The following is a 25866-nucleotide window of genomic DNA, read 5'->3' as shown; positions in this document are numbered from 1 at the left end:
GGTTACCCCTTAAGCGGTTTTCGGTACCCAGGCAGAGCCGCCCGAGCGCTGGATGGAAACCGCGGTGCTAACCACGGTGTTGGCGGCGAAGTCGAAGGGGAAGTCAGCGACATAGCCCTGGAACAAGAACCAGGTTCGGCTCGCTGGCAACTCGAAGTCATCGCCGTCTGCGTTCACTGTCGGCAGCGCGGTCGGCTTACCTTCAGCATCCCGCGGGCCATCAGACCAGCCCACTGCCCATTTCAAGGTGGTGTCACCATTTGCCTCGGACAGCTGATGCAGCCGGACATGGCTCGGGCTTTTTGGATCAGCATTGATTGTCAACGAAGCCTGGCCCGGAGTACGAAGCCCCGGTTTGTAGGTGCGTTCGTCGGAGCTGAGGCAGGTATCCTCGATCTGCTCTTTGGGGGAGCCGCCGGGGTTGAAGGCGGTGGCGCACTCCACCTCCATCACGGTCATCGGGCCGGTACCAGTGGCAGGCGGTACCAGGGCAAAAACCTGGGTGCCTTGGGTCAAAATCGACATGGTGGTCTCCTGTCAGGTAAAAGAAAGCCCGCACTGGGCGGGCTCGGTTGGTTCATCGGGGGACTATCCAGTCCACGTCGAAACTTCGGTGGAAGTCCTTGGTATCCGGGTCGCGGTCAGTGGCTCCCCAGCGGACGACATAGGCGCGCGGCTCGATCGCTGCACACAGCGCCTTGGTGACGGCCAGCACCGGTGCGCCGGTTGCGGCATACACGTCCAGCTGCAGGGTGAAGCCGTCGGTGTCTGGCCTGCCGGCCAGGTAGTTCTCAGGACTGCCGGAAATCACGCTCCAGACGACATATGGCTTCAGCGGTTTTTCCGGCCCTTCCCCGAAGGAATACAGGCGGCAATCGATGCCTGAGCCGATGAGCGCGGCCACCCCGGGGTCTGCCGAGCAAACGGCGAAAATTGGCGCTTCCATGGATTCCTCACAGTGCTGCGTCGATTTCCTGAACGAACACCTGCACGAAGCGCTCAGTCACGGCGTTGACGTTCGTGGAGAACGCCGGCCTCATGAATGGGGCCGGCGGGTTGTGCTGGGTGCCGAACTCCAGGTAGCGCCAGTGTCGGGTGTCGCCGCCGGGGTTGCCGCTGGCGTCCTGGCTGTGCTGGTTGGAACTGGCGCCACCGCGAACACCGACCTTCATCACCACGCCGCCTTCGCGCCGCCCCTGGCGGGCAGATTCCTGGGTGACGATGTTCTTCCAGACCTTCTCGGCGGTTTCTGGATCGTCGAGCGCTCGCGCCCGCGCCTTGGCGTCGTCCCTGACGATGTTCATGGCCTGCCGGGCAGCCTTACGCAGGCCACTGCGGCGCAGCTTGGGAGCCAAGCCAACCATCTTGTCGGTGGCAGCCTTCAAGCCCTGCAGGCTGACACTGATACCGTCAGCCATCTTTCACCCCCTTCGATACCAGGATCGTCAGGTACTCCAGCCCCGAGTTGGGATCTGCCAAGGGCGGCCCCTCCATGCTGTAAACCTCATCGCGGTAAACGATGCGCATAGTGGGCAGCAGGCCGGCCCGGTACCGGATCACCATTCTCGCCGTGGCCTCGGACTGGGCTGCCTGAGCCGCCACCAGATCGCGGGCCGATAGCGGCTCGACACGCGCCGGACACTTCGTCCAGCGCGCCACCCACTGGGGTTCGCCGTATTCACCGGTAACCGGATCTCGGGGAATGGTCATTTCCTCGATGTCGATGCGGTGCCGGAGCTTACCGGCCTGCATCACACACCCATCCGGATGCGGTACGGCATCAGCAGGTGCTGGGACGCCAGCGGCAACTCGACTGCGGTCGTCCCGGTGACCACTTCCTCACGGTTGGCGAACAGGTGACCCAGCTTCAGCAGACAAGCAGCCTGGATCGCAGGGTTGAGCACTATTCCGTAGGCGATGGCGTCGGCTTGATCGTAGGCGTCGGCCAGCGCCTGGCGGGCATGCTCAAGCAGGCGGCAGCGCAGTGTGTGATCCTGCTCGCCATCAGCAGCAGCAACCGCCGCCGCGTTTGCCACCCTGGCTTGCTGCATGGAAGCCGATACGCCGGCGCGGGCCTGGTCGAGAGCCACCTGATCCAGGTAGAAACGACGATTGAGGAAATTCATCGCCGCATCCTCCGCCGCGCCAAGTTGCGCCTCGACCAGCACTTGGTCTTCCGGCTCGGCCAGCAGGTGATGCATGGCCAGATCGATGGCGATCACGGGCATGGGTTACTCCTCGGCCTGCGCCGGCTCGCCACCGGCGATCAGTCGCTCAGCTTCCGCATTGGCTTCTTCCTGATTACCGGAGAACGCGCCAACCTGGTTGCCTTCAACGTCCACCACGATGTACTTGCCAGCGCCCTTGTGCTTAGCCTTGAAGGTGGCGACTGGCGGAGCAATCGGCAAGGCTACCGGCCCCAGGCTGCTGGTGGTCAGCACGCCCGCGCCAGCGGCATCTTCCTTCGAAATGGTCACCACCACCTCGCCTTCGGAGTCGTCCAGTTCGACATAGCCCTTCTGGATCAACTGGCGTCCGTGCTGCTCGATGGTCTCGAAGGACGTGCCCTCCACAAGCGTCTGGCCGCCCAGGTACAGAGGTTTCAGGGTTTTCAGCTTCATGAATGCCTCCAGGGGCCGTCACTCGGACGGCCCTTACGCAGGGTTAAGGGGTGACCGGGGCGGCGAACTCACCGAAGATGAACGCTTCAGGACGCTTGACCGCCAGCGCAGCACGCTCTTCACAGCGGATCGAGATGAGGTTCTTCTCGAAGTCGTCGGCGTTCTCGGTCGAGATGACCACGTTGGCGTCTTCACGGTCGAACAACTGAGCGCCGGTCTGGAATGCGCCGGTCAGGAACTTGCCCAGGAAAGCAGCGACCTCGGTAGCCACCACAGGCAGCCCCCACAGCACGGGGCCAGCCAGACCCAGCGGGTTGGCAAGGATGTAACGGCCCAGCGTGTCCTTGGTCAATTCGATCTTGGCCCAGTCCATAAAGTGCAGGACATGGCCAGACGCAGGCAGGCGCGCTAGCTGGGCCTGCAGCATCGCCAAGCGGAGGTCGTCGATGCCCGAGCGCTTCTCGACCTCGAATGCCGGCACATACTTGGAGGCCTGCGGGACGATACCGTGCAGGTGCACACCGGTGCCGTCACCGAACAGGATCTCCTGCTCTTCGACGTACTTGAGGCCGTAGCGCATTTCTACGTCGATGGTCGAACCCAGCTGGGCGAAGTCGTCCAAGATCTGCTTGGAGGCCTTGAACATGTGGGCGATGGTCGATACCGCGGTGAGCTTCGACGCGAATTCGATGCTCGAGTACGGCTTGGCAGTTCCCTCGGCCACGACTTTGGCGGCGTTGGTGAAACCGGTCTGCTGCACCCAGAAGATCGCCGGGGCGGTAGTTCGACCCGGGGCGATCAGGTCGCGAATGAACAGCCGCTGCTTGGGCGCGGTGTCGATCCCGGGCAGGCGCTGAGGCTCGACGATGCCGGCGGGAACATCGGTGGACAGCAGGGCGGCGCTGACCGGGATGTTCACGCGCTTGCCGCCTTCGATGCTGGCCGCGAACTGCTTCAGCGCTTCGCTTTTGATCACCACGCCGCCAAGGCTGTCTTGGGCTTGCGGGGTGCCTGGCGAAGGCAGGCGTGCGAACTCCTGTTCGAGCTCGCCCAGCTGGGCTTTCAGCTGCTTCTCGGCCTCGGTCAGGCTGTTGAACTTGGTGGCCATCTCATCGACGGCGGCTTTGGTTTCTTCGGACAGGCTGCCGGCCTTCTTGGCCTCGGCCAGGGCGTTTTCGGCCTGTTTACTGAAATCGCTGGTCGCCTGTTTGAGCTCGGCGGAAACCTGCTTGAGCAGGTCAGCGGTATTGTCTGCCATGGGATTGTCTCCGGTTATTTGAGGGCTGCTGCCGAGAACCGCGACATGGCGGTCTGTAGTTCGGCAAAGTGGGTGGCCAGATCGGCCGGGGGTTCGGCAGCGCTGCGCGTACCGGAGGGGGCAGCGCCTGGCGTACCACCCTTGAGTTCTTGAATGAGGGACCGCCGCTCGGAGCGGGGCATCCCCTGCTTGGCCAGGATCGCGTCCAATCGGCGAGCTGCGACCTGGTGCGGCGCCTTGGCCTGTGGGTCTTCCTGCGCGGCGTCCGATGGGAGAAGGCCGTCAGCGAAGCCCGCTTCTACGGCCCCGCTCCCGCCCATCCACGTCTCGACATCCATGAGGGCGCGCATCGCGGAGACCTCATCGCCGGTTCTGACCGAGTAAATGTCGGCTAGGGTCGCGTCGATCTGGTCGAGGAAGTCGGCGACCTCGGTGAAGTCGTTTCGATCGCCGGCGGCGATGGTCCAGGCGTTGTGGATCATCATGAAGCCGGCGCGGGCGATCTGGATCTCATCGCCTGCCATGGCGATGAACGATGCAGCCGATGCAGCCAGGCCAAGCACCTGGACGGTTACCTTGCCCTTGTGCTCGCGCAGCAGGTTGTAGATCGCCAAGCCTTCGAAAACATCGCCGCCTGGGCTGTTGATCTTCACGGTGATGTCTTTGTCGCCGATGCTGCGAAGTGCGGCACTGACGCGCTTGGCGGTAACGCCCTCACCCGTCCACCAGTCCATGCCGATCGGGTCGTACATGGTGATGGTGGTGGAGTCGTCACCAGCTGCCGCCTTGATCGCTGGATTCCAGCGCTCCATGGCCTTGGGCAGTAGATCGGATTCGACGCGCGCGTGCGGCCGCACCGCCGGCGCTGCCGGTAGTGTCTTGAGAGTCATGGGTTACTCCAGGTCAGGCCGCTTTGAGCAGCGGCATCGATATCAGCGCGTGGGCCATCATTGGGCCGTCCGGGTTTCCGGCTTCCAGAGCCTGGGTCGCCAGTTCGACCGCCTGGTTGATGGCCTCTCGGTCGTCGCTGTTGCGCGCCGAGACCAGCCGAAGCATGAATGCCGAGGCCGCCGGGGATACGCCTGCGCTCGGCTTCCCGAGTTGATCCAGAGGTACCAACGCAGACTGGACCGTGTAGGTGTCACCGCCCGGGATAGGCGGCAGGTTCTCCAGCCGGCGCACCTCGTTGCGAGACATCCAGCCATTTTGCAGAGCCGTGTTGTACCAGGCCCCGCGGCCGGCGCTGTCCGCGCGCAGCAGACCTTCCACCGCGAACTCCGCGAAGTAGTCGTCGGCATCGGCCTCGCCGATCAGGCAGCGCGTGATCTCCTGCTCGATGTTGACCAGCAGAGGGCGCAGGCTGTTGGTGAGGAAGTGAAGGTTCTGCGCCTCAACCGAGGCGGCCCAGCTGGACTGCTTGTCCATGTGACCGACCATGAAGGGCGGCACACGGAACCAACGGCACATTTCCTCGATCCCGAAAGACCTGGACTCCAGCATCTGGGCGGCCTCAGGGTTCATCGTGATGCCCTGGTACTTGAAGCCTGCCTCCGCCACCATGATCTTGCCGGCGTTCTTCGACCCCATGAACGCCTGCATGCTGGCCCGAAGCTGCTCGCGCTGCTGCGGTGTGATCTTGGCGTCGCTGCTCAGGATGCCGGACGCCTGCATGCCCTGTGCGAACACCTTCGCCGCGGCCTCCTCGATCGCCATCGCCGAGCCGAAGATCTCGCGCCCAGTGGTTACCGGAAGCATCCCGCACACCCCATCCAGGCCAAAGCCGCGGATGTGCATCAGGTTCTTCTCGGGAATGTCGCGGTCCACGCCATTCTCGTTGTAGGTGTACTTCAGACGCCCGTTGTCCTGCCGTTTCACCCTCATGGACTGGGGGAGAAGCGGCACCAGGGCGATGATCCGGCTGCCGATCATCTTCTTCTCGACAAACGCATTACCTCGAAGGCAGATGCTCGCCACCACCAGCAGCATGAAGCGCTGCGGGGTCATCTCGGCGTTTGGGATTCGGCACAGCACACGGAACAGCGGATGGTCTTTGGCAACCTCGCGTGATCCGTCGGGAAGGCGCCGAAAAAGCTTGAGCGGCAGCGTAGAGACGGACTCGGACAGCAGCCTTACGCATGCCCATACCGTGGACAACTGCATGGCCTTGTCGACTGATACGTGCTTTCCAGATGCAGAGCTGCCGAACCATTCTTGCCAAAATGCGCCGTCCTTCAGGCCTATCGGCACCCCGAGCCAGTTTTGCAGCGCAGCCTTCACCCGGCCCGGTTTCTTGTCGGCCATCAGATTCCTACCATGATCGGGTTGTCAAAGAAGCCCTGGAGATCACCAGAGCCTTCCGGGTTCAGCGCCATCAGCGAAACAGCATCGAATGTCGACATCAGCGGATCGATCTTTGCCGAGCCGCTGGCCTGCTTGGTAATCGTGATGGCATTGCCTTGCGGAACGACACGGGCATTACCGACACACCAGTTCATCAGCGCGCTGCCGCAGTGGACCAGTTCGCCCCCAGCCACTTTGCGCTCGGTCGTCTTGATCGCGCCGTTGAGCTTCCAGCCCTGCGAGATGGCCACGATCTGCTCCATGGTGATCCCGCGCTCCTGGGTGGTCAGCTCGTCAACGATGTCGCCGATACCGGCCGAGTCCACACCGATTGCCAGCTTCTCCGGCAGCAGGCCGCGGTCCCTGATATCGCAGATGATGTCAGCCACCTGCTGGACGTCATCACCTGGTCGATCAACGACGGTCAGATCGCCCGCCTTCTCGAAGTCCCTCAGCGCACTGGCGATATCCTTCCGCCGCTCGAACACGATGTTGTGCGCCCAGGCGTGAGCCCAGTGGAGCCATTGGCGAGTGAAGGGCTCGCGACCGAGCACAGTCAGGCCGAGCAAGTCGTCAAGGCCGCCTCCGTCGATCCCCACCGTGACCACTTCAGAACGCTGCAGCAGGCTCTCCAGAGTCAGGCCAGCCTCGGCTCCAGCTTCCCAATGATCAGCGCCCGCCCAGCGGTCCGACCGCAGGTCCAGCCCAATCTCGACGTTGAGGTGTTTAGCCAAGAAGCCGCGAATTGCTCCCTCGCCCTCTGCCTGCGCCTCCTGATACTTCTGCTCGATCACCTCCTGATCGACAGAAAGCCCCCAATTGGGGTTTGTCACATGGGCGTTTGCCAGGTCACGATGTTCGTTCCGCTCGATCATCTCTTTCGGGAACTCGTAGATCACCGGCAGGAAGCGCCGGTCCTCGATCTCCCCGTCACGCACTTTGCGCGCATAGTCCAGCTTGGCCTTGAAGGCGCCGGCCGGCGGCTCATCGGACTGGGTGGTGCAGTAGAAAACGAAACCCTCTGGGCGTGACGCTAGGCCGCCAGTGGCCTCGACCAGCATCTTCGCCGACTTGGCCTGCTTGCCGAACTCCCAGAGCTCGTCGATGAACACACCAGTCGCTTTCTTGCCAGTGACAGTGGCCGAGTCGGCCGCCACCACCTTCAGGTTTGCCTTGTTCAGGTTGTCGGTGACGATCCGGTTGTATTCCTGCACATGGAACCTGGCCTGCAGGTCTTCGTCCGCATCGATCATGTCCCGGATCGGCTTGAACGCGTTGTCAGCCGCTTCCTTCGTGGGCGCCAGGATCAGGAACTCGCCAGAGGGCCGGGTGTTCAGGATCAGGGCCGTGAGCATGATGCCCGCTGCGATCGTCGACTTGCCGTTCTTCTTGCTCACCATCAGGAAGTAGTTGGTGATCAGCCTGCGGCCGGCGTCGGCGTCGTACGCGCCGAAGAGCGCGGCCACAACATCAAGCACCCAGCTGCGGCAGGTATCCCCCATCAGGGGGCTACCGTCGGCATCAACCATTCGAAGGTTGCAGAACACGTCGAGAGCATCTTCTGCCTGCTCGGGGAAGATGGGCTCCACCGGCACGAGTGCCTGGCCACGGACGATCCTGCTCTCCCAGTCGGGGCACGCGGTAGACCACTTCTTCATTTGACGGCCTTCAAGTGGCGCTCACGCAGCCCGAAGCGGTTGCCGCTAGCTCCCACCTTCGCCGCTTCTTCGAGCTTCTGTTCCTTTTTGCCCATGCCGGACTTCTTGCCGTGAAAGTACGGGAGCGCCGACTGGGCGGCGTTGCGCCGATCAAAGATCTTGGCCTGGGGATCGTTCATCAGCGCCAGTAACCAAACGAGCGGATCATCGGTGTTGGGTAGGTCAACCAGGTCGCCCGACTCGTCACCTGGCGGGTCGGCCTCGAAGGTCTCGCGCTCCGGCTCAGGCTTAACATTTCGGGGCGCCTTTAACTTTTCCAGGGCGGCAACAACGTCAGGGTCTTTGGCGAGCCGAGAACCTGCAGCCGAAGCGCTGCCCGCCGCGTAACCTGCGGCTTCCGCCGCTTCGCGATTCGAGGCTCCAGCAGCCTTGGACTCGACAAAACGGCGCTTTTTCGATGTTAACGCCATTAACAAAAACCTCTGAAACAGGGAAAAATTTCACGCGTGCGGGGGCAGGTGGTCTGGAAGCGAAAAGCCATGAACTCTCGACCCACCCCACCCCACCCCTTGAAATCGGGGAAATGACGTGCTTCAACCGCTTGAGGCACGCCATCGCCGTGCATCAACCGATCTGGCCGGCGGCCTCCTCGGCTGCCTTCACCACGTCGTGACAATGCCTGCACAGGGTCTGCCAGTTGCCTCGGTTCCAGAACAGCTTCATGTCGCCCCTGTGCGGGACGATGTGGTCGACGACAGTACCTGCGGTCACCCGCCCCTCACGCTGGCAGTACACACACAGCGGGTTGGCCTGGAGCCATTCGGCCCGCGCCACTTGCCACTTGTACCCATAGCCACGCTGGGCAGCTGTATCCTTCGCCGTTCGCCATGACTCCGGGTTGACCGTCGCCAGCCTTGATGGCTGCGCCTGCATCGGTGGCTTGAGGGACGTGAGCCTGGCCATCAGCGGCCACCGTGAACGGGCGTGCCATCCAGGTAGGCCAATGGCACGGCGTCAGGATCTACATCGTCACCGTCAGCCAGCGCTTCGATCAGTGCCAGGTTCTGCGCTGCTATCTGCTCAAGCAGGCTCGTCTGCTTCTGCAGCTCAGCGAGGAGCTGATCCATTCGCTCTTCAACAGCCAGGCTCATTGCTCTGCCTGCCGACACTGCCGCGAGTCGCTCATGAGGCTGGTGACCTCGATCTGATCCACCTGGGCATCCACCGTCACAACGGGAATCTCTCGAGGTAGCACGGTGATCACCGCATGCCACACCGGATTGTCCACCGAAACCTTGAGCTCAATGCTCAACACGCCCTCCAGCTCACTTCCATCACTGAGCAGGACCTTGGTCCCCGTCGCGAGGTGCGGGCTGTTCGGATTGGTGTTTGGTGCTGGAACGATGGTCGCCACCGCCAACGATTTGCTTTGATCGTTCATATGCCACCTTCATCCACTTGTTGATCCACTCGCGCCGAGCGGCGCATCCACTACAGGCCATTGCTCACCTCCTGTACCAGGTCAGCTGGTAGCACCGCGCATCGGCGGGTATCTCGGCGATGGGCCAGCGCAAGCAGCCCATGTACTTTCGCTCTGGCCGGGTGCGGCTCACACGCAGCGTCTGCACCAAATAGGCAGATCCGGCAGCAGTGGTTATGAAATCACTGACTGCAATGCCGTCGGCACCGTCGACATACAGCCTGCATGGTGTATAGGGTTGCTTGGCCATGTTCGATAAGCTCTCTCGCGCAATGAAATCGGCGCATCCGCGGGGTCGTCGGAACGACATTCCGCCCGGATGGTCGTAGCGGAAAGATCTGGAGAAACCGTGATGAAAGAAATCGAAGAGCTTATAGACAGGTGCGTTTTGTTAACCGAGAAGCTTGAAGGCCTACTGGAGGAGCATCCCGAGGCGTCCGGATCAGTTGTTTATCAAACTGCCGTTCGTGTCCTCACCATGGAGGTTAATCAGCTTCAGCAAGATGTAATTACCAAGGCAGCGCGCGGAGTCATCCACGAAAGGGATCAGCTTCAACCGGTCTTCGGTCGAGTGCTTCACTAATCTGGCGGAACGCATGATCAGCGTGCTCGCGCCACGAAACGGCGCATGTCTGATTTGTGGCGCGGCTACTGCGATACCCGGTTCAGCGCCTCATCAGCCTTGTCGGCTGCCTGGGTCGCGGTAGTGGCTGCCTTCGACGCCTTGGTCGCGGCGCTCTCGGCCTTTCTGGTCAGCTCGTCCAGACGCTTGTCACGTTCAGCCATTGCGGCGTCGTAGGCCTTCCGGATCTCGTCGACCTGGTGCGACTGAGTGCTGGCCATCGACCAATAAGCAGACTGCCAACCCAGAACTGCACCGCCTGCAATGAGCACCACAGCGATGACCCACACCTCTGCCCGTCGCCACCAGCGTCGAGCGATGAATTCCAAAGCGCATTTGTCCATCAGGCTGTACCTCCAAGCTGTGCACGCAGCCGGGAGATCTCTGCGCTCTGCGTGGTCACCTTCTCAGTGAGCTGGCCCACCTGACACGTGAGCGCTTCAATCTTTCCTTCCATCCGTCCAACTGCTGCTGCCAACTCGTTGCGCTCCTTGGCGAACTGATCGGCGCGGGCCTCGGCCAGCTTTCGGGCCTCTCGCTCGGAATCGAGCAGTTCATTAAGCCGGCGGACAGTGCCGATATCGGCATTGTCCATAGCGCGATCAGCAGCGTCCTTGGACAGGAAGCGGCGCACCCATAGCAATGCGCCCGTGACAACGATGCCACTACCGCCCAGCCAGGTGGCTGTGCCTGGGCCCAGGTCGGTCGGGTCCATTTGCTTGCTCCGTACGTGAGAATTGTGCTCCGGCGTTAAACCGGCCGGATGCTTGCCCCCGGAATCCCTAGGGGTTAAAAGGAATGTTGGCCGATCTGGCTTCGCTAGAAGGAACTAGTAAATGCCCGTCAGTAACATCTATGTGGTCGCTTATCACCTCCATGGAGAAGCTCGCGAATTCATCGTCCGCGCCGAGAGGATGGATAACGCTGAGGCCTGGCACTGGGCTGCCTGCGAAGCCGGCGTTGGAGTCATCCCTAAGTTCACTGCTTCGGATATCAGAAAAGTCTCTCGGCCTGCTGCTGAGCGCTTCGGCATAACTGACGTCCAATGGCGGAGGTCCGGCAACTTATGAAATACCGCATCGACTACAACCTCAAAGGCCATACCAGATTCTGGATATGCGATTGGTCTAGCACGCCGAACGAAGACAATGTGCTGACCGCTCTCCTCCGTCTGCATGCCCCCGCTGACCCCTTGTCTGAGGCGCGCGCGCCGTGCCGCTTATCACATGATGATCTCCGCAGTGCGGTCGCAGATTTGGGTATCTCGGATGTACGCATTGAGGGGGATGATTAGCTATGCCGGGGCACCCAAGCCGACGCTGGCAAGTACGCCGGTCACTGCGAGGGCGCCGGTACTTGGCTCGGCCATAGGTGGTGCTCCAGAAACAAAATGACCCGTCGAACTGGCGAGCCCTTGGATACGTGAAAAGATAGCCCCGTGCTATCGTCGAGTTTCCACACAAGACGTTTCACGGAGCGAAAAACGATGAAGGTAACCCTCAAGTGCGCCAAGTGCGGCAGTGACAAGTTCGAGGTTCCGGCTAGGCCGAACAACAACTCGAAGGTCACCTGCGGCAAGTGCGGCGCTGTCGAGACTTACGGAAAACTCATGAAGGCTGTGGGTGACAAGGTCACGAAAGACCTGGAGCGGCAGCTCGGGAAACTGTTCAAGTGACTTGAGCGTTTCGCCCAGAGGGCGCAGGAAGTCAGCGGCGCCCTCAACCTCAACGTCGAGCTGTAGCTTTTCCATACAGCCTCCAGATACGAAAAAGCCCCGGCAGATACCGAGGCTTGGAATGGGTGCGGAGGGCCGGTGCATACCCGGCTTGGTGGCCTGGATCGCTGGGTCACATACCCCAGACTCTCATCGCGTAGCCGATCAGGGAGCGCACGGCTTTGATCGACGCCACTACCGACTTAGTCCAGCTGCCTGAGCGTGTCATCCGCACAAAAAAGCCCGCACAGGGCGGGCAAAGAGGGATCGTGCTTTTTTAAATCTGGTGGCTGTAGAACAGCGAGTACGACTCGATACCGTCGTTGGGCTGCTTAATGCCAGCGTTGGAGTAGTGAATCGCTCGGATGCCAACCTTCTGCGTCTCGCCGATCTTCAAGCCCGCACCGATGCGGTCTTCGAAGTTGAAGGCCGAACCAAAGTCCTGGTCACCTGCGGAGGTACCAGAGAAGACCGCCAGGCCGATGCCAGCCTCAACGAATGGCTTCACGTTACCGCTACCGAACTCGTAAACGAAAACTGGCGCAAAGGACAGCGAGTGAGCCCCACCTGAAGCATCGCCTGCTTCCCAGTAGGTGTAGCCAGCATCCCAATAACCGGTGAGACGGCCAGTACTGGATTCAAACCAGCTTTTGTCCCAGTTAAAGCCAATGCCGACGCGCGCTGTAAGACCACCTTGGCCTGTCGCGCCAAGCGCTCCGGATAGCTCAGCCGCTCCGGCGGACGCAGCGAAAAGGGAAAGCGCCACAACGGCGAGAACGTTTTTCATACTCACGGTCTTCCATATTATTGAGTAGCAACCTATCAGAATCATAGCGCTATCAAATCGTTCCCTCATACAAGAAAAATGCTTTTTCTGGAGGGCTACCTGAATCGAAGCCCCTCAAAAACACAAAACCCCGACACGATGGCCGGGGTTTGTCTGTGTCGCGTAACGTTGCAAGCTGGACACGCTGCTATGAAAACAGGTGTTTATCCGCCCGCATAGAGCTATTTATGCAGCCTCTCGAATTTCTTCGAGGGCGCAGTCGATCCATGCAACGCCGGCCTTGATGATCTCCCGCGCCTTGCGCTCAGACATGCCCGCTTCCCTCCCAACACGCATGGCTGGGTGCTTCGATCCGTAGTAAGCCCACACGAAATCCCCCATCTGCTGATTGCGCTTCGTCAGCCTGGCCACAGCGCCGTCGATGATCAGCGCAAGGTCGTCAGTGATCACATGCTGGCGAATGCCACCTTCACTGGGAACGTTGTCGCGCATGAGTGCGTAGAGAGGCGACACGTAACGTGGCACTCCCATCTCACACATTCGCCACCAGCCCCACTGCTCGAGCATGTACTCGGTATCGCCCAGCGCCTTGTCCGCGTAGGTTCGTTTCTTCATGCAGCCCTCCGGGGCGTTGGGTCGGTATCCAGGCCAAACAGCTCACACAGCAGCTTGTAGGCGTGTTTGTTCTTGGCGCCGCCCTGGATGATCCAGGCCTTTGCATATTGCTCGAAGCCCTGGGCAGCACGAGAGCCGTGCCAGTCGGCCACGATGTCCATCAGGGCTGCCGAAGCGATCCGGCCGTTGTCCTGGTCCAGCAGCAGGCGGTTGCCTTGTTTCAAGAACTGCCGTTCTACAGGGGTCAAGCTTTTGCGCGGCATGGCCGCTGCAACATTACTCATGGCCATCTCCTGGCTTGGAATCTTGATCGTGCATCCTCCCTTGGGATGGATGCTGTGAGGTGCCGCAACCCGCCCAGGTAGTGGCGTCAACGGCTACAGGCCCGGTTTTCTGTCCCAGCAATGTCTCGGTGTGAATGACGGCGAACCCCTGCCCGTCGAGGTGCTGGTGCCAGGCCTCCAGAGCCTGACGCTTCAGCCCTTCGGCCGTGGTGTGGATGTAGGTGGCGTCGAGATCCTTCATGGCGTGGTTCAGCAGCAGCTCGCCCACCATGTAATCCACGCCGAGGTCGGTCCACGCTGTGCGGGCCACCTTGCGCAGGTCATGGCTTGACCACTCGCCCTTGGCCAGATCGGTGAACAAGGTGTTGGCCTTGCTCGGGCTCAGCGGTGCACCGTGGCTGCCCGGGAACAACAGCAGGCCGGTGTAACCCTGGGCGGCCTGCAGGCGCTGGTACCGGCGGAGCAGTGCGCAAGCCTGGGCGGTCAGCGGCAGCGTGTGCTCGGCCTTGGTCTTCGTGTCACCCGCCGGGATGAACCAGCGCCTCGACTCAAGGTTGACATTGCGCCAGCGCGCCAGCCGGGTCTCACCCAGCCGCGAACCGTGGCACAGCATCATCAGGGCCAGCATGCAGCCCGCCGGCTCCACCTCGAAGCGCTCGGCCATCACCGCCAGCAGGCCCGGCACATCATCCCCGCGCAGTCGCGCCGGTCGCGGCCTGATCCGGGTTCGCACGAAGTCGGTGAACTTCAGCGAGGCCATGGGATTGGCTGGCAGCATGTCCAGACGCAGGGCCTGGCGAAACGCGACCGAAAGGACGCCGTAGACCGAGCGCACGAAGGACAGAGCATAGCGCTCCTGCAGCGGCCACATCAGGCGCTGGTCGATCGCCTGCTTGTTGGTCTCGGCCAGCGGCAAGTCACCAAGGCGCGGCACCAGGTGGCGATCAAGCGCTGACTTGGCGCTGGCCTTGCGTTTGGCCGACAGGCCACGGTCACGGTTCATCCGATCGCGGTACCACGCCAGCACATCGCCCACCGTGGCCCAGCTGGTGGTGGTGGACTTGGCGTCGGCATCGGCGGCACGACGAGCCAGGATCGCTGGCAGCGTGGCCAGCATGGTCTTGGTGTTGATGCCCGGGTAATCGCCAGCCTTGCCCCAGCGCCCACGCACCACGACGTGCCAGGCGCCGCGGGAACGGTCCACAGTCGAGAAACGGAACCGCAACTCCCGGTGGCGGGTGTCGCGCAGCTGGAAGACCTCACCAGCAGCGTGCCGGCGGATCTCCGCGTCACTGAGGGTAACGGTGAGGGTCTTGGTGTCGCTCATGCGTCCCTCCTCGGCCATAGGTTCAGGCCCTTCTGATCGCCAGCGTCATAGCAGGCGCGGGCCTTCGCGTGGCGGTTGTTCCAGCTCTCGACAGCGATCCGCATCACATCCGCCACCTGCAGGTCATACAGGCGCTCGAACGTGCCCAGGGTCAGCGTGTCGATGTTCGGCCCCTGCGCGCCGCAGTCGTGGCACCAGACGTGCGCCGAGACCATCGGGAACTCGTCAGAGGGGTCGAAGGTGTGGCCCTCAGAAATTTCGGTACCGTCTTCATCCTTGGCCGTGATGCAGGGCGGCCCTTCGCAGAATGGGCATGGCGCCATCTTGATTGGCTCGGTCACAGGTCGGCCCCCTTGTAGCGCTGGGCGTAGCTGCCACGCCCAGCCTCGACCTCATCATCGCTGGGCAGCGAACCGGCGTAGGTGGCGAACCGGCCATACTGCCCCTCCTGCTGGACGATGCAGCTGCCAACCCGCGCATGGCGACACTTGGTCATCAGGATCTCCGTGAGACCGTTCTGGCCCTCCTCCGTATCCATGTCGCGATGCACCATCAGGATGCAGCTGGCGTCGGCCTCGATCTCACCAGAGTCGCGCAGGTCGCTGGATTGGGGCTTCTTCCCAGGGCGCTTGGTTGAGTCACGGTTCAGCTGGGCCAGCTCAATGACCGGGACGGCCATTTCCTTGGCCAGCTGCAGCAGGGCCTTGCTGATCTTGCCCACTTCCTCGGTACGAGATCGGCCACCACGCTCGCTGCGCACCAGGGTCAGGTAGTCGACCACGATGCCGGCCAGTCCGTGCTCGCGCTGGCACTGCCGAGCCGTGGCGCGAATAGTGGACGGCGTCTGCACCGGGTCGTCACAGACGAAGAGCGGGGCTTCCAGGGCCAATCCTACGGCACCGCTCATCCTGGCCCAGTCGTCTTCGCGCATCTGGGCCGGGTTATCCAGCTTGTGCAGAGCCACCCCTCCAAGCGAGGCGATAGCGCGCAGCCCCAGTTCTTCGCCGGGCATTTCGATGGAGAACACCAGCCACGGCTTCCGCTCCTTGACGGCGTTGTGCTGTGCGATCTGCAGGGCCAGGGTGGTCTTGCCACTGCCCGGCAGGCCGGCGATTACGGTCACCTTCTTCGGGCGAAGGCCTTGGACCAGCTCATCCAGCTTTTCGAGCCCCGTGGAGGGCCACTTCGGCGCCACCCCTCGATGCTTTTCATCCACCAGGACGGCGGCATCTCCCATCCATTGATCCAGCCGCTTGTAACCCTTGGCCTCGCCATCAAGGTTGCGCAGGTCTGCCATGGCCTGCTGGGCAGCGGCGATTACTTCGCCGGTAGGTGCCCCGGCCTGCACCATTTCCTGCGCGCCGCCTGCCACGTCAAGAATGCGCCGAATCACGCCCCATTCCTTAACATGCTTAGCGTAGGCCTTCCAGTTGGCCAGAGAAGGCACCTTGCTGGCCAGCTCAGCGGCATAGGCCATGACGTTGTCGCCACCCGGGAGCAGCCGTTGAACTGCCCCCAAGGTCACCGGATCAATGGGCATGGCTTGCTCGCGGCACTCCAGCATGGCCTCGAACAGGGCCGCATTGTCGGCGTGATAGAAGTCGGCCGAGGTCATCTGGCCGAGCATGTCCTCGACCAGGCCTTCGTCTTGCTGCAGCGAAGCGTGAATGACCGCACCAAGCACCCCGTGCTCAGCCTCGTCGCTGTAGAGAGCCCTCATGCCGCAGCCCTCTTCGATTCCCAAGTGAACCCGACTTGCTGCCCGCCGTTCTGACGCAATCGGTCAAGGGCGCGATCGCCGATGTAGGATTTGAGGCCGTCAGCGTTCAAGTTGCTGATCACCACAGTCGGCAGCACGGACTGATACCGGCGGTCGATGATGCTGTGCAGCAGGCCCAGCTCGTACTCGCTGCCCTTCTGCGCACCGATCTCATCGATCACCAGCAGGTCCAGGCCGCCAAGATGGACTGCCACGTCACGGTCGGTGTAGCCCGAGCCGGGCACCATGGAAGCGCGGGCAATGCTCACAATGTCCCCGGCCGGGATGATCAGCGCACGGCATTGATCGGCCACCACCGTACGGACGATAGCGCTGGCCAGGTGAGTCTTACCGCAACCGACGTTGCCGGTCAGCAGCAGGGAGCGGCCCGCCCGGAAATTGGCCGGGAACTCCTCGGCATAGGCCTGGCACTTGGCCAGAGCCCTGTGCTGCGGCTCCGTATCGGCGCGGTAGCTGTCGAAGGTGGCGCCGGCAAAGCGCGGGGTTATCCCGGCAGCGATCAGCGCTTCGCTGGCTTTCTCGACCTTGTGCTGGGCAGTGGCCAGGGCGCGTTCTGCCGAGTCGCGGGGGCTGGTATGCAAGGCCTCCCAAGCGCAGCGCTTGCAGCCACGCGCCAGCATCGAGCCGTCCAACTGCTCGACTTCGCTCATATCGACGCGACCATGCACCGGGCACTGGCCGGAGAAGATGCGCTTGGCCGGGGTACGGTGAAACAGATCAGAAATTTGGGCGGCCATCGTGGCTCTCCTGGTACATGTCATCGGTGTGCTGAGGGATGTTGTTGAATGCGCCAGGCCGGCCTGGCCGTGCGCCAGCGTTTGCCGTCGCCTCTGGGTAAACATCGGTCCAGCAACTGACGGTGGACTTGTCGAGGACCGCATCAGCGTTCTGGTGCCCTTCCAGCTTCTTGGCAATCAGGTCACAAGCGCGCCTGGTCAGCGGTGCACGCTTTGCCTTGCGCATCTCGCAGAAGTCGGCCCAAGCGCGATCAGAGCAGTTCTCCGGCTTGGCCATCAGAGGGTCAAAGGATTCCTTTGCCTTCCGCTTCCCTTTGCCATCACCTGAGGCGTCTGCGCCTTCTTTACGGTTATGGGTGGTTAATTGGTGGTTAATTGATGGTTCGGGTGCATGCTGTGCACCTCGTTCTGTCGTGGCGTGCACCCCGTTATGTTCTGGCGTGCACCCCGGTACGTCTTGGCGTGCACCGGGTGCATGCTGTGCACCCCGCTCCATGGCGATGTCGTAGCACACCGGAATGCGATCGCGCTGGGTGATGTAGGCAGCGGGAATAGCTTGGTTGCCCCGGCGGATCGCCCCCTTCTGCTCTAGGTCTCGAAGCCGATACTGGACAGTGCGAGGGCTCAGGCCGGTATCGACTGCAAGACGAGCCACCGAAGGGAATGCGGCGCGCCCATCCTGATCGGCATAGTTGGCCAGGCACAGCAGGACGTGCCGGGCATGCGGCTCGCCAACCTCCTGCTGTTCTAGGGCCCAGGTCATTGCTTGAACGCTCATCGGTTCAAATCTCCAACTCAGCGGTCACCCGCCGGACAAACTGGTCGTAGCTCTCGGCCATCTGGAACCCCTGAAGCTCCAGCGCCTCGCGATAAGCCTTCGCGCTTCCGTACAGCACCCAACGCTCGCGCTCTGGCAGGTCCCGGAATGCGGCGTAGCTTGGCCAAGGGCCGGTGATGATCGACGCGACAGCGCGCTGCGGGAGCGCCTGGGCATGGTTTGGGGGCGTGGTCATTGGAGGGTCTCCGATGAGGGACCGGTGATGGCCGGAAGAGAAGCACTCACATCCTGCGCAGCACTGCCAGCAAGCCGGGAGATCAGTTGGCTGTATACGTTCAAGGCGTCAACCGAGTGGGCTCTCGCCAGGTCCAGCTCAACCAAGTGAGGGCAGTTTCCGTTGATGAGCTCACCGACACGCCTGATGTAGTTGAATCCAGCCTGCGCCAGCTCCAGATCGGCCAGGCCGGCAAAAGCAGACGCGGGCAACGGCTTGAGCTCAGGCGGGCGGATAGGGATTGGTAGAGAACTGATCACCTCTCCTGCCAACAGCGCCTGGCGCTGCTTCTCCAGGTGATCAGCAGAAACATTCTGCACGGCATAGCCAGTTCGCCTACGGAAGAGCACCGCCAGCGCCATGCATGCCTCAATGAGGCTGATGTGCGTTTCGTCGCGCTCATGGATCTTGACGCCCTCCTCCACCACCTCGATGGCGTTGGCGACGGTCTCGAAGCACGTCATCAGCAGGGCAGCATCGGCGAACTTCTCGAAGAAGGCTTCGTCGATCACCTCAGCTGCGGGGGCGGCGGGGAAATTGATAACGCTGCTCATGCTGCACCTCCCACATCCTTTGCATCATGGAAGGCAGCTGCGTTGCGGTGAGGCCACATAAAGTTTCGCGTGTCGAAAACGACACGTTCAAACAGGCGTTCAAGTTCGCCGGCTACAGGGTTGTCGAATCCGCCGAGCGAGGGCACGACATGCGCCCAGTACAAGGCTTTGATCAACTTGAATGATTCGCGCGCTTCGTTAAAACGCGCGATATCCGCTGCGGTGAGGGTCACGTCGTGGACGATCTCACCATGCAAGCCATCTGGCTGCCACACCGGGACAATCTGGTTCATTGGGGGATCTCCAAGTCCGTAGCCATCTGACAAAACTCACGGTGAGCCGCCCAGGCGATTACTCGCATGGAACGGATGATGCCGTCCTCGCCGCGTTCGCCGATCATTGCTGGGTGTTCGCCTGGGCCGCTGTCCTTGAAACCGCCGTTGTGCTCAAGCACCTCGGCGAGGATCGCCAGCAGCTCAAGCCCCTCCTCTATGCGCTTGGCGGGGGAAGAAAACCTGGTCATGGGATGGCTCATTCCGACACCCCCGCGCCACGAATCGGAGATACAAGGTTTTGTGGCGCGAAGTCTTCGGCCTGCTCGACAGATCCAACCCCGGAGTCGATCAGCGCTCTCGCTTGGCCAACCAATGCGCGGATCGCAAAGGCCAAGTTACAGCTTGCATTGACCTGGACGAGCTGGCCGAGCAGGTCTTCTGCTGCGCTCAGATTGGCACTTGCAAAGTTGAACGCCTCAGAGCAACTGATCCCAGGCACCGTCGAAAAGAAGTACTCGTCCCCGTTCTGGTTGAATTTAGTCGCCATGGTCACAAGCGGGCCGGCTTGCGTTGGCGGTGCCTCGGTGGTATTTTTTGGGTGCGACATATCGCCGTCTCCTAATCAAAGACGTTTCAAGAAGGTCCCCGGCAAGGGACCGGATCTAAAGAACCCGCCGGCAAGCGGGTTTTTTGTTGCCTGCTGAAAAGTCAGCCGGACAACAAAAACTGAGCGGCGTGGGTGCTCATCAGCTGGCCAGCGCCGTACTGGATGAATTCACAGCAGATTCGTTGGGCTGCGCGTGATGGCTTCTTGCTGCTACCTTTTGTTCCAAGGTCGGAAGCGATTCCGCCAGCGATGGACGAATGCACGAAGCGGCGAAACGCCCATGAGTTTTGGCCTGAATGATCAGCGCCATATCAGCAGAGCAGCCATGGACGCCGCGCACCCAACCGCTGACAGTGCCTTGCGTCACGCCTAGCGCTTTCGCTGTTGCCACCTGGCCGCCAAAAAACTTGACCAGGTCATTGAAGATTTCATTCATGGGCTTAACGCCGAATAGAGGTATGCCTTTACTGTATTTTAGAGGCATACCTTTTTGCAAGGAAAAAGGCTAACCATTAGATTGGTGCGTTATGGAACTCAAAGATCGACTCAAACACGCCCGCCGCCTGAAAGGGCTTACCCAGACCGAGCTGGCCGAAAGGGCTGGCATCGCGCAAGCCTCAATCTCGGAAATCGAGAGAGGGCTCTCCCGATCCAGCAGCCACCTGGTGAAGATCGCCCAGATCTGCGGGGTTGACGCGCTATGGTTGGCGGAGGGAGTGGGTAGCATTCCCGCCCCAACCGAGCCAGGTTACGCTCTCGTCGGTGAGGAGATACAGAAGCTCTCGGCTGCGGACATGGTCAGGCAGATGCTGGCAAAAACGGGCTCGGGCCTGTCGGAAGAGGCGCGCAATCGTCTACTCCAAGCTGCCGAAGAGACCGATTCCCCCCCTGGCGACGGCTCTGCAAAGGTAGGCGCTAGCCGTGGCTCCGCTGGCGATATGATCCGAATCGCACATTACGACGTGCGGGGTGCAATGGGTAGCGGCCAGGTGACGCACGACTACCCGGAAATGCTCCGAGATGTACGCGTCAGCCTGCGGCACCTGCGAGAGCTGGGGCTGGACTTCAAGGAGCCGCACCACCTGAAACTCGTCACGGGGTGGGGGCAGTCTATGGCCCCAACGATCAAAGACCGAGATCCGCTGATCGTCGACGTAACCGTTCGAGAGTTCGTGGGGGATGGTGTGTACTTCATATCCTGGGGTGGCCATGAGTACATCAAGCGACTGCAGGTCGCGGACGATGAGCACTTCGAGATGATCTCCGACAACCCCAAACATAAGGATCGGATGATCCGCAAAGAAGAGACCTACATCCAGGCAAAGGTCCTCTACGTCTGGAATGGCAACCTGCTCTAGCGCGCCGAGTCAGGGCTCAGCGCGCACATGCGGGCTCAAAACGGGGCGGCGACCTCCTCTTCGGCTTCTGCCCCCTCCATCGCCAAGGTGGAGGTCTGCTCTTCATCGGCCTCCCACTGAAGCGTCACGCTTCCATCATCGCTGAAGGTCATTTCTATTCCTGGGGTTTCGGCGATCATGCTCATGACCTCCTCCCAATTCTGATCACTATCAGTATCAAGCTGGTGAATTGTCACCCACCTCTGGGTCTGAGCTATCGGGTGGTTGATCATCGAAGAAACTCTCAAGACCAAACGTTCCATGCCTGTCATCTCTGTGCGCTGCTCTGCCGCTTGTTTTTTTTGCTTGGCCACACCCATCCCCTGATTACTGTATATCCATACAGAAAAGGGTAACCAAGTGAGGATGCCTGAGGGAAGCGCCGCCAAGAAATAAAGGTATACCTGTTGACAGGCGGATAAAGGGAAACCATTATTCACCCCATCAACTCACTCGCACGGAGCGAAGCACATGAACGCACTGACTTTCGGGAACTGGACTGGCAGCCTTGGGCTGGGCTTGGCGGAGCGAGAGCTCCAGTGCGTCATGGCTGTGGCATGCGGGCTGACAAGTAAAGAGGCCGCACGGGAACTAGGTATAGCCAAGGACACCATCGACAAGCGATTACTTGCCGCCAGCACTAAGCTCGGCGTCATCAAGCGTGCCCAGCTTGTGGCTGAAGCAATGCGCCGCGGACTGATCTCCCCGATGATTGTTGCTCTGTGTGCCATCCTCGTCGGCCACTCTGTCGCTAGCTCTGATGAATTCACCCGCATCCGCCGCGGTGGCAACAGTGGCGAAAGAAAGATTGAAACCCGTGTAGCAAACCGGCGCGCCGAATGCGCCTTGGCGGTGGCGTGACGCTCCCCGCCTGACTTGATCCAACCCTGATTTTTGCGAAAGCCAACAAACGCGGCAGGTCCCCGGCTTGCCCGAAGAAACATCAACCAACCAGAGGAAACACCTATGTTCGGCATTGGAAAGAAGTTGTTCGGCGCCAAGCGCGCAGTCAAGAAGCTGGAAAACCGCGACCTGATGCAGGCCATCGTAGGGGGCTGCCTGCTGGTCGCTGCAGCTGATGGCGAGATCAGCAAGAATGAGGCAGCGCAGATCGACATTCAGATCCGCGCCAACAAAAACCTCGAGCACTTCGGCCAGGAAATCACCGCCACTGTGAATCTGTTCACCGAGCAGCTGCAGGCCGGGTTCCGCTTGGGGCGCATGAACATCATGCGCGAGATCGCGGACATCAAGAACAACCCCCTCGATGCTGAAGAGGTGTTCGTGAACATGATCACCGTTGCCGAAGGTGACGGGAACATCAGCCCAGAAGAGTTGAAGGTCCTGGCCGAAGTAGGCGTGCAGTTGGGCCTTCGCCCGAAAGACTTCGGGATCGAGGCGTGAAACGAAAGCACATTGGCCTGGGCGCGGTTACGGGGCTCGCCCTGTCCGCGCTCGCAATCACCGCCGCAGTGAACTGGGGGTCGTGCCAATGGTACGGCTACCAGACAGAGCGGCAAACCAAGTTCGCGCCCTACGTCGGCTGCATGGTGAAAACCACCGGCGGCTGGGTACCACGCAACGAACTGCGCACAACGCAGTGAACTGAAGGGCGGCGCTCGCCGCCCTCACCTACAAGGAGTTTGACCATGTTGATTTTGACCCGTCGTGTTGGCGAGACCATCCGCATCAACAACGACATTGCTGTGACCATTCTGGGCGTAAAAGGCATGCAAACGCGTATCGGGGTGGAAGCCCCTGCAGGCGTCGCCGTGCATCGCCAAGAGATCTTCGAGCGCATTCGAGTCGAGGGCGGCAACCTGCCCTCTACTGCATCCGCTCAGGTCGACCTGCCGTCCAAGCTCGCAGAGCGCGAGGCGCAACTGGCAGAGGCCGACGTGCTGCTCAGGGAGGCAATCGCCTTCATCAATGACTATCAGGGAAATGACAATTTCCGCGACAGGCTGATTGCCCGCATCGACAAACTCCTTGATCGCGACAAGGAGCCAAAGCCGGAGGAGCAGCCATGAGCCAGACCGGCCTGCTCCTGCTGCTATGGGATGCCCTGCAGCACCGTGAAACAACCTTTGGGCAGGTCCTCGACCTGTCCGCCGCCTGCGGCCTGGACGGGCGCCGAGTGCTGGCGGACCATTTCCGGAGGTGCTCATGAGCAAGCGGGATGTGAGCCAGGCAGCGATGGAAATCATCGAGTCGATGGGGCTCAAGCGGGGCCGCGGCCGGGTCAACTCGGTCGTGTCGCGATCGGCCGCGAAAGTACCGGCTCCGCATGCCGTGGACCAAGGCATCAGGGCCTCAGGGGTATCAATGCCTGCAACCGGGCCAATCAACCGGCTCATGTACTTGGAGGCGAGGCGCTGGGCCGTTGACCTGGTCGCCTCGCTGCGGGGGTCGCCGGTAGAGGTAGTAGCAGAGCGATTGGTCGGAGCAACGGCAGGCCGGCCTGGCAGCTATGTGGCTGGCATCGAATCAGTGATCAATGAACTGAAGACGACTGACGTGACAGATCAGCGTGACAACCAGAATCTGGCGCGTCAGGTCGGGAGCAAGGTATGAGCGAAGAGACAGAGGTGCTGACGGTCGAGGGCCTGGCCAAGCTGCTGGGCCGCACCGAGGCGTCAATCAGGGAGGGGATTCGCCGCGGCGTACCGTGGCTGCCCAAGAGCTTCAAGATGGGCAACCGGCATTGCTGGCTGAAAGAGGACGTGCGCAGATTCCTGCGCGAGTTTCGAGATGGAGACCACAAAAAGCAGAAGGCGGGGCGCAAGCGAAAGGTACCCCCTTCGCTCCACGCCGCCTGATCACGCCTTCAGGGTCATCATCGCTTCAACGACTACGTGCACCTCAGTAGACGGATTGGTGTTGCCGGTAGCTTTCGCGACTTTATGAACTCTTTTAGAGTTATCTATAGCCGTTGTCAGCTTATCTTTATATCTGGCCCAAACCCCGGGCTTGCCTTTCGTGTAAGCTTTGTCTAGCTTGCGCAACGCGCTTTCGACGACTTCGCCAATAGATTTGGTAGAGGTGGCACGGAAGGAGGTCTGGTGCAGGAGATGATGCAACATAAGCCAAAACTCGAAACACGGCGATGAGACAATGGCTATGAACGGGTTTCCTCGCATCTCTATCAACTTTAACGCACGCTCTAAATTAGCGTGAGTATCAGTGTCCATTACACAATAAACCCTGTCGTAAGCGCCTGCCTCATCATCAAATATTTTTTCAGCGTATTTGACAACAGAGACAGGATCAGACCCACACTCTTTACCGCAAATCCGGATATTTGCAGTTTTCAAACGCTGATCATGCCTAAGCTCAGTAAAATAGTGGGGCTCCGTCTTAGAGCCCTCACAAACAATCAACAACCTCATTCCCGGAGGCTTTTTGCCTAGCTTCCGCTCGTAAGACTTCGCTCTACGCTTATGATGAAGATTATCAGTTCCCAATTGATAGATCCTTTACAAATGGAATTCCACCATAACGACCACCAAGATATCCCTTCTCCAAGGCTTCGTCATCACGTACGGAGTAATCTGACAACGGTGTTAAAATGCTCGCTTGTTGATCACTTTTTTCGATCATCCATACTTGATCGCGGCGCAAGATTCCTTTGTGCCCAAGAATGGAAGTATCATGGGTAGTGAACACCATCTGAACAGGTCTGCCGGAATTGTGAAGGATGCGGATTAGCTGATGAACTACAAGCGGATGCAGGCTGCTATCTAACTCATCGACAAAAAGCACCCGGGACCGACTTACCACATCAATCCAAGGCCCTGAGAAGTTGAACAACGCTTTTGTACCCGCAGAGATTTCGTCGTCAGCGAATTCAATCAACTCTCCATCATCAACAGATTTTAAGTAAAATTTTGCCTCCGCGAATTCTTTCCCAGACATATTTTTGATGACCTCCTCTTTGAGCCCTGGCGGCATATCTGAGGGGACCAATGCAGGATCAAATTTGATTTTATCAATCTTAATATCTGCAATAAATAAATCTGCCGCAGAAAGAAACTCCAAAATCGCTGATTTTCTTTCCTCGAAGTGTTTCATTGTATAACTTGCAGAAAGAACACTCGGGTCAAGAGTAGCAATCCGACTTTTAAACCAGTTAAAAGGCGCCTGCAATTGCTCGCAATTAAGCTGCACAGCGGTGGACAGGAAAAGAGCATTCGGTCTAGTGCTATTTTTCCAGTCGGTACGACGTCTTCCTCCGAGAAAATTCTTCCCCCATACATAATGATAAGAGTCCACATCATCATTGTAGTAACGAGTGTACATTCGCTGAGCCCTTCCTTTGGGGTAGGCATACAGCCATTCGGCGGTCACACGTTCTGAGTTAGCACAAAACCCAAACTCGAAGCGCACGCCTTCCTCAAAAAATGCTACATCAAATTGGGAATCACCATTTCTAGTTTCAGCAGATAGCTTGAATGGTACCACCGCCACTCTATCGCCAGACTGACTTTCATTGGAGGATGTGCATACGAAGTTATCAACAAATTCCATAGCCTCGACTAGCGTCGATTTTCCCGAAGCGTTAGGCCCATAGATAACAGCACTTTTCAGCAACCGAGGAAAACTCTCCTCGGACTCAACTTCAAATGTATTTTCATCTACTAACTCCTTATAGTAGTTGGAAGCGACCATGCTAAGCGTTTGACGCTCACGGATGGACTTGAAGTTGGTGACGCTGAACTCGATGAGCATTTTGCTCCCTACCCTCTCAAACTGGCTATT

The 25866-nt window shown here is 60.2% G+C and carries 44 protein-coding genes and 1 pseudogene; 11 read left to right on the top strand and 34 right to left on the bottom strand.

Annotation, left to right across the window (positions count from 1 at the left end; translation table 11 throughout):
* Nucleotides 1-9: 9 nt before the first annotated feature.
* The 15 genes from L1P09_RS06815 to L1P09_RS06745 all read right to left on the bottom strand — a co-directional run bounded on the left by L1P09_RS06815 (nt 10) and on the right by L1P09_RS06745 (nt 9607).
* Nucleotides 10-525 carry a phage tail tube protein gene (locus L1P09_RS06815; RefSeq protein ID WP_103446290.1) on the bottom strand — a complete coding sequence of 172 codons (516 nt, stop codon included), beginning with the start codon at nt 523-525 and terminating at the stop codon, nt 10-12.
* 52 nt (nt 526-577) lie between these two features.
* A complete protein-coding gene (locus L1P09_RS06810; RefSeq protein WP_103446289.1) occupies nt 578-946 on the bottom strand; it encodes a DUF3168 domain-containing protein in 369 nt (122 codons plus the stop codon).
* Between the two features lie 7 nt (nt 947-953).
* Entirely contained in the window at nt 954-1418 is a 465-nt protein-coding gene (locus L1P09_RS06805; RefSeq protein ID WP_235768631.1) for an HK97-gp10 family putative phage morphogenesis protein, read from the bottom strand.
* The gene (locus L1P09_RS06800) at nt 1411-1752 is read right to left on the bottom strand and encodes a phage head closure protein (RefSeq protein WP_212632418.1); all 342 of its coding nucleotides are present in this window, start codon (nt 1750-1752) and stop codon (nt 1411-1413) included. Before L1P09_RS06800 ends, L1P09_RS06805 begins: the two co-directional genes overlap by 8 nt.
* Nucleotides 1752-2228, bottom strand: coding sequence for a head-tail connector protein (locus L1P09_RS06795; RefSeq protein WP_235768629.1), 477 nt, complete (start codon nt 2226-2228; stop codon nt 1752-1754). The genes L1P09_RS06800 and L1P09_RS06795 overlap by 1 nt, the downstream gene beginning before the upstream one ends.
* Before the next feature lie 3 nt (nt 2229-2231).
* Nucleotides 2232-2621, bottom strand: a complete 390-nt coding sequence (locus tag L1P09_RS06790; protein ID WP_064314512.1) for a hypothetical protein — start codon at nt 2619-2621, stop codon at nt 2232-2234.
* 43 nt (nt 2622-2664) lie between these two features.
* Nucleotides 2665-3879, bottom strand: a complete 1215-nt coding sequence (locus L1P09_RS06785; RefSeq protein WP_064314513.1) for a phage major capsid protein — start codon at nt 3877-3879, stop codon at nt 2665-2667.
* Between the two features lie 14 nt (nt 3880-3893).
* Complete coding sequence (locus tag L1P09_RS06780; protein WP_009685295.1) at nt 3894-4769, bottom strand: head maturation protease, ClpP-related; 876 nt, start codon at nt 4767-4769, stop codon at nt 3894-3896.
* A gap of 13 nt (nt 4770-4782) precedes the next feature.
* Complete coding sequence (locus L1P09_RS06775; protein WP_064314514.1) at nt 4783-6180, bottom strand: phage portal protein; 1398 nt, start codon at nt 6178-6180, stop codon at nt 4783-4785.
* Entirely contained in the window at nt 6180-7877 is a 1698-nt protein-coding gene (locus tag L1P09_RS06770) for a terminase large subunit (protein WP_064314515.1), read from the bottom strand. The genes L1P09_RS06775 and L1P09_RS06770 overlap by 1 nt, the downstream gene beginning before the upstream one ends.
* Nucleotides 7874-8347 carry a terminase small subunit gene (locus L1P09_RS06765; RefSeq protein ID WP_064314516.1) on the bottom strand — a complete coding sequence of 158 codons (474 nt, stop codon included), beginning with the start codon at nt 8345-8347 and terminating at the stop codon, nt 7874-7876. Before L1P09_RS06765 ends, L1P09_RS06770 begins: the two co-directional genes overlap by 4 nt.
* A 154-nt stretch (nt 8348-8501) precedes the next feature.
* A complete protein-coding gene (locus L1P09_RS06760) occupies nt 8502-8840 on the bottom strand; it encodes an HNH endonuclease (RefSeq protein ID WP_064314517.1) in 339 nt (112 codons plus the stop codon).
* The gene (locus tag L1P09_RS06755; protein WP_232555000.1) at nt 8840-9004 is read right to left on the bottom strand and encodes a hypothetical protein; all 165 of its coding nucleotides are present in this window, start codon (nt 9002-9004) and stop codon (nt 8840-8842) included. Before L1P09_RS06755 ends, L1P09_RS06760 begins: the two co-directional genes overlap by 1 nt.
* A 20-nt stretch (nt 9005-9024) precedes the next feature.
* On the bottom strand, nt 9025-9318 hold the full coding sequence (locus L1P09_RS06750) for a hypothetical protein (RefSeq protein WP_064314519.1): 294 nt from the start codon (nt 9316-9318) through the stop codon (nt 9025-9027).
* Between the two features lie 64 nt (nt 9319-9382).
* Complete coding sequence (locus L1P09_RS06745) at nt 9383-9607, bottom strand: hypothetical protein (RefSeq protein ID WP_009685289.1); 225 nt, start codon at nt 9605-9607, stop codon at nt 9383-9385.
* 102 nt (nt 9608-9709) lie between these two features.
* On the opposite strand from L1P09_RS06745, the gene L1P09_RS06740 reads away from it, so the two are divergent.
* Nucleotides 9710-9940: a hypothetical protein gene (locus L1P09_RS06740; RefSeq protein ID WP_042111232.1), complete on the top strand. Its 231-nt coding sequence runs from the start codon at nt 9710-9712 to the stop codon at nt 9938-9940.
* Between the two features lie 65 nt (nt 9941-10005).
* On the opposite strand, the gene L1P09_RS06735 is transcribed toward L1P09_RS06740, so the two are convergent.
* Both L1P09_RS06735 and L1P09_RS06730 read right to left on the bottom strand, forming a co-directional pair.
* Entirely contained in the window at nt 10006-10323 is a 318-nt protein-coding gene (locus tag L1P09_RS06735) for a YfgM family protein (RefSeq protein WP_012313242.1), read from the bottom strand.
* Nucleotides 10323-10694 (bottom strand): chemotaxis protein, encoded by a 372-nt coding sequence (locus tag L1P09_RS06730; protein WP_009685286.1) that lies wholly within the window; start codon nt 10692-10694, stop codon nt 10323-10325. The genes L1P09_RS06735 and L1P09_RS06730 overlap by 1 nt, the downstream gene beginning before the upstream one ends.
* A 121-nt stretch (nt 10695-10815) precedes the next feature.
* Here L1P09_RS06730 and L1P09_RS06725 point away from each other — a divergent pair, with 121 nt between their 5' ends.
* Together L1P09_RS06725 and L1P09_RS06720 are read left to right on the top strand one after the other, a co-directional pair.
* The gene (locus L1P09_RS06725) at nt 10816-11049 is read left to right on the top strand and encodes a DUF6555 family protein (RefSeq protein ID WP_009685285.1); all 234 of its coding nucleotides are present in this window, start codon (nt 10816-10818) and stop codon (nt 11047-11049) included.
* 416 nt (nt 11050-11465) lie between these two features.
* Complete coding sequence (locus L1P09_RS06720; RefSeq protein WP_009685283.1) at nt 11466-11654, top strand: ECs_2282 family putative zinc-binding protein; 189 nt, start codon at nt 11466-11468, stop codon at nt 11652-11654.
* A 316-nt stretch (nt 11655-11970) separates the two neighbouring features.
* On the opposite strand, the gene L1P09_RS06715 is transcribed toward L1P09_RS06720, so the two are convergent.
* The 14 genes from L1P09_RS06715 to L1P09_RS06650 all read right to left on the bottom strand — a co-directional run bounded on the left by L1P09_RS06715 (nt 11971) and on the right by L1P09_RS06650 (nt 20147).
* Nucleotides 11971-12480, bottom strand: coding sequence for an acyloxyacyl hydrolase (locus L1P09_RS06715; RefSeq protein ID WP_016489223.1), 510 nt, complete (start codon nt 12478-12480; stop codon nt 11971-11973).
* A gap of 225 nt (nt 12481-12705) precedes the next feature.
* On the bottom strand, nt 12706-13095 hold the full coding sequence (locus L1P09_RS06710) for an antiterminator Q family protein (RefSeq protein WP_064314520.1): 390 nt from the start codon (nt 13093-13095) through the stop codon (nt 12706-12708).
* Nucleotides 13092-13379: a hypothetical protein gene (locus tag L1P09_RS06705; protein WP_029887649.1), complete on the bottom strand. Its 288-nt coding sequence runs from the start codon at nt 13377-13379 to the stop codon at nt 13092-13094. The genes L1P09_RS06710 and L1P09_RS06705 overlap by 4 nt, the downstream gene beginning before the upstream one ends.
* On the bottom strand, nt 13372-14706 hold the full coding sequence (locus tag L1P09_RS06700; protein ID WP_064314521.1) for a tyrosine-type recombinase/integrase: 1335 nt from the start codon (nt 14704-14706) through the stop codon (nt 13372-13374). Before L1P09_RS06700 ends, L1P09_RS06705 begins: the two co-directional genes overlap by 8 nt.
* Nucleotides 14703-15047: a Lar family restriction alleviation protein gene (locus tag L1P09_RS06695; protein WP_064314522.1), complete on the bottom strand. Its 345-nt coding sequence runs from the start codon at nt 15045-15047 to the stop codon at nt 14703-14705. The genes L1P09_RS06700 and L1P09_RS06695 overlap by 4 nt, the downstream gene beginning before the upstream one ends.
* Complete coding sequence (locus L1P09_RS06690; protein ID WP_064314523.1) at nt 15044-16426, bottom strand: replicative DNA helicase; 1383 nt, start codon at nt 16424-16426, stop codon at nt 15044-15046. Before L1P09_RS06690 ends, L1P09_RS06695 begins: the two co-directional genes overlap by 4 nt.
* Nucleotides 16423-17223: an ATP-binding protein gene (locus L1P09_RS06685; protein WP_064314524.1), complete on the bottom strand. Its 801-nt coding sequence runs from the start codon at nt 17221-17223 to the stop codon at nt 16423-16425. The genes L1P09_RS06690 and L1P09_RS06685 overlap by 4 nt, the downstream gene beginning before the upstream one ends.
* Nucleotides 17204-18001 carry a helix-turn-helix domain-containing protein gene (locus L1P09_RS06680; protein WP_064314525.1) on the bottom strand — a complete coding sequence of 266 codons (798 nt, stop codon included), beginning with the start codon at nt 17999-18001 and terminating at the stop codon, nt 17204-17206. Before L1P09_RS06680 ends, L1P09_RS06685 begins: the two co-directional genes overlap by 20 nt.
* Nucleotides 18002-18005: 4 nt before the next feature.
* Nucleotides 18006-18236 carry a hypothetical protein gene (locus L1P09_RS06675; RefSeq protein ID WP_064314526.1) on the bottom strand — a complete coding sequence of 77 codons (231 nt, stop codon included), beginning with the start codon at nt 18234-18236 and terminating at the stop codon, nt 18006-18008.
* Nucleotides 18233-18829, bottom strand: a complete 597-nt coding sequence (locus L1P09_RS06670) for a hypothetical protein (protein ID WP_009681846.1) — start codon at nt 18827-18829, stop codon at nt 18233-18235. Before L1P09_RS06670 ends, L1P09_RS06675 begins: the two co-directional genes overlap by 4 nt.
* Complete coding sequence (locus L1P09_RS06665; RefSeq protein WP_019438276.1) at nt 18826-19122, bottom strand: hypothetical protein; 297 nt, start codon at nt 19120-19122, stop codon at nt 18826-18828. The genes L1P09_RS06670 and L1P09_RS06665 overlap by 4 nt, the downstream gene beginning before the upstream one ends.
* Complete coding sequence (locus L1P09_RS06660) at nt 19119-19352, bottom strand: hypothetical protein (RefSeq protein WP_064314527.1); 234 nt, start codon at nt 19350-19352, stop codon at nt 19119-19121. Before L1P09_RS06660 ends, L1P09_RS06665 begins: the two co-directional genes overlap by 4 nt.
* An 8-nt stretch (nt 19353-19360) precedes the next feature.
* Nucleotides 19361-19711 (bottom strand): hypothetical protein, encoded by a 351-nt coding sequence (locus L1P09_RS06655; RefSeq protein ID WP_064314528.1) that lies wholly within the window; start codon nt 19709-19711, stop codon nt 19361-19363.
* Nucleotides 19712-19850: 139 nt separating this feature from the next.
* Complete coding sequence (locus L1P09_RS06650) at nt 19851-20147, bottom strand: Cro/CI family transcriptional regulator (protein WP_009681850.1); 297 nt, start codon at nt 20145-20147, stop codon at nt 19851-19853.
* Between the two features lie 91 nt (nt 20148-20238).
* Here L1P09_RS06650 and L1P09_RS06645 point away from each other — a divergent pair, with 91 nt between their 5' ends.
* A complete protein-coding gene (locus L1P09_RS06645) occupies nt 20239-21069 on the top strand; it encodes an XRE family transcriptional regulator (RefSeq protein ID WP_009681851.1) in 831 nt (276 codons plus the stop codon).
* Between the two features lie 35 nt (nt 21070-21104).
* On the opposite strand, the gene L1P09_RS06640 is transcribed toward L1P09_RS06645, so the two are convergent.
* Nucleotides 21105-21422: a DUF1654 domain-containing protein gene (locus L1P09_RS06640; protein WP_064314540.1), complete on the bottom strand. Its 318-nt coding sequence runs from the start codon at nt 21420-21422 to the stop codon at nt 21105-21107.
* Nucleotides 21423-21579: 157 nt separating this feature from the next.
* On the opposite strand from L1P09_RS06640, the gene L1P09_RS06635 reads away from it, so the two are divergent.
* From L1P09_RS06635 to L1P09_RS06605, 7 genes and pseudogenes are all read left to right on the top strand, one after another.
* A complete protein-coding gene (locus tag L1P09_RS06635; protein ID WP_064314529.1) occupies nt 21580-21969 on the top strand; it encodes a LuxR C-terminal-related transcriptional regulator in 390 nt (129 codons plus the stop codon).
* A gap of 105 nt (nt 21970-22074) precedes the next feature.
* Nucleotides 22075-22512 carry a tellurite resistance TerB family protein gene (locus L1P09_RS06630; protein ID WP_016489238.1) on the top strand — a complete coding sequence of 146 codons (438 nt, stop codon included), beginning with the start codon at nt 22075-22077 and terminating at the stop codon, nt 22510-22512.
* Complete coding sequence (locus tag L1P09_RS06625; protein WP_029887637.1) at nt 22509-22712, top strand: hypothetical protein; 204 nt, start codon at nt 22509-22511, stop codon at nt 22710-22712. Before L1P09_RS06630 ends, L1P09_RS06625 begins: the two co-directional genes overlap by 4 nt.
* 45 nt (nt 22713-22757) lie before the next feature.
* A pseudogene (gene csrA, locus L1P09_RS06620) lies at nt 22758-22937 on the top strand (carbon storage regulator CsrA); the annotation flags it as partial.
* A 197-nt stretch (nt 22938-23134) separates the two neighbouring features.
* Complete coding sequence (locus L1P09_RS06615; RefSeq protein ID WP_166524945.1) at nt 23135-23278, top strand: hypothetical protein; 144 nt, start codon at nt 23135-23137, stop codon at nt 23276-23278.
* Entirely contained in the window at nt 23275-23682 is a 408-nt protein-coding gene (locus L1P09_RS06610) for a hypothetical protein (RefSeq protein WP_029887635.1), read from the top strand. The genes L1P09_RS06615 and L1P09_RS06610 overlap by 4 nt, the downstream gene beginning before the upstream one ends.
* On the top strand, nt 23679-23927 hold the full coding sequence (locus L1P09_RS06605; protein WP_029887634.1) for a helix-turn-helix transcriptional regulator: 249 nt from the start codon (nt 23679-23681) through the stop codon (nt 23925-23927). Before L1P09_RS06610 ends, L1P09_RS06605 begins: the two co-directional genes overlap by 4 nt.
* Here the strand turns inward: L1P09_RS06605 and L1P09_RS06600 are convergent, their stop codons facing one another.
* Entirely contained in the window at nt 23928-24497 is a 570-nt protein-coding gene (locus L1P09_RS06600; protein ID WP_080709270.1) for an RloB family protein, read from the bottom strand.
* Nucleotides 24498-24561: 64 nt separating this feature from the next.
* Nucleotides 24562-25836, bottom strand: a complete 1275-nt coding sequence (locus tag L1P09_RS06595; protein WP_029887632.1) for an AAA family ATPase — start codon at nt 25834-25836, stop codon at nt 24562-24564.
* Between the last annotated feature and the right edge of the window lie 30 nt (nt 25837-25866).

Origin of the sequence: Pseudomonas juntendi, assembly GCF_021560075.1 — a bacterium.
In the GTDB taxonomy this organism is placed as follows: Bacteria; Pseudomonadota; Gammaproteobacteria; order Pseudomonadales; family Pseudomonadaceae; genus Aquipseudomonas; species Aquipseudomonas juntendi.
Note: the sequence above shows the minus strand (reverse complement) of the source record. Positions and strands in the feature narration are given on the sequence as shown.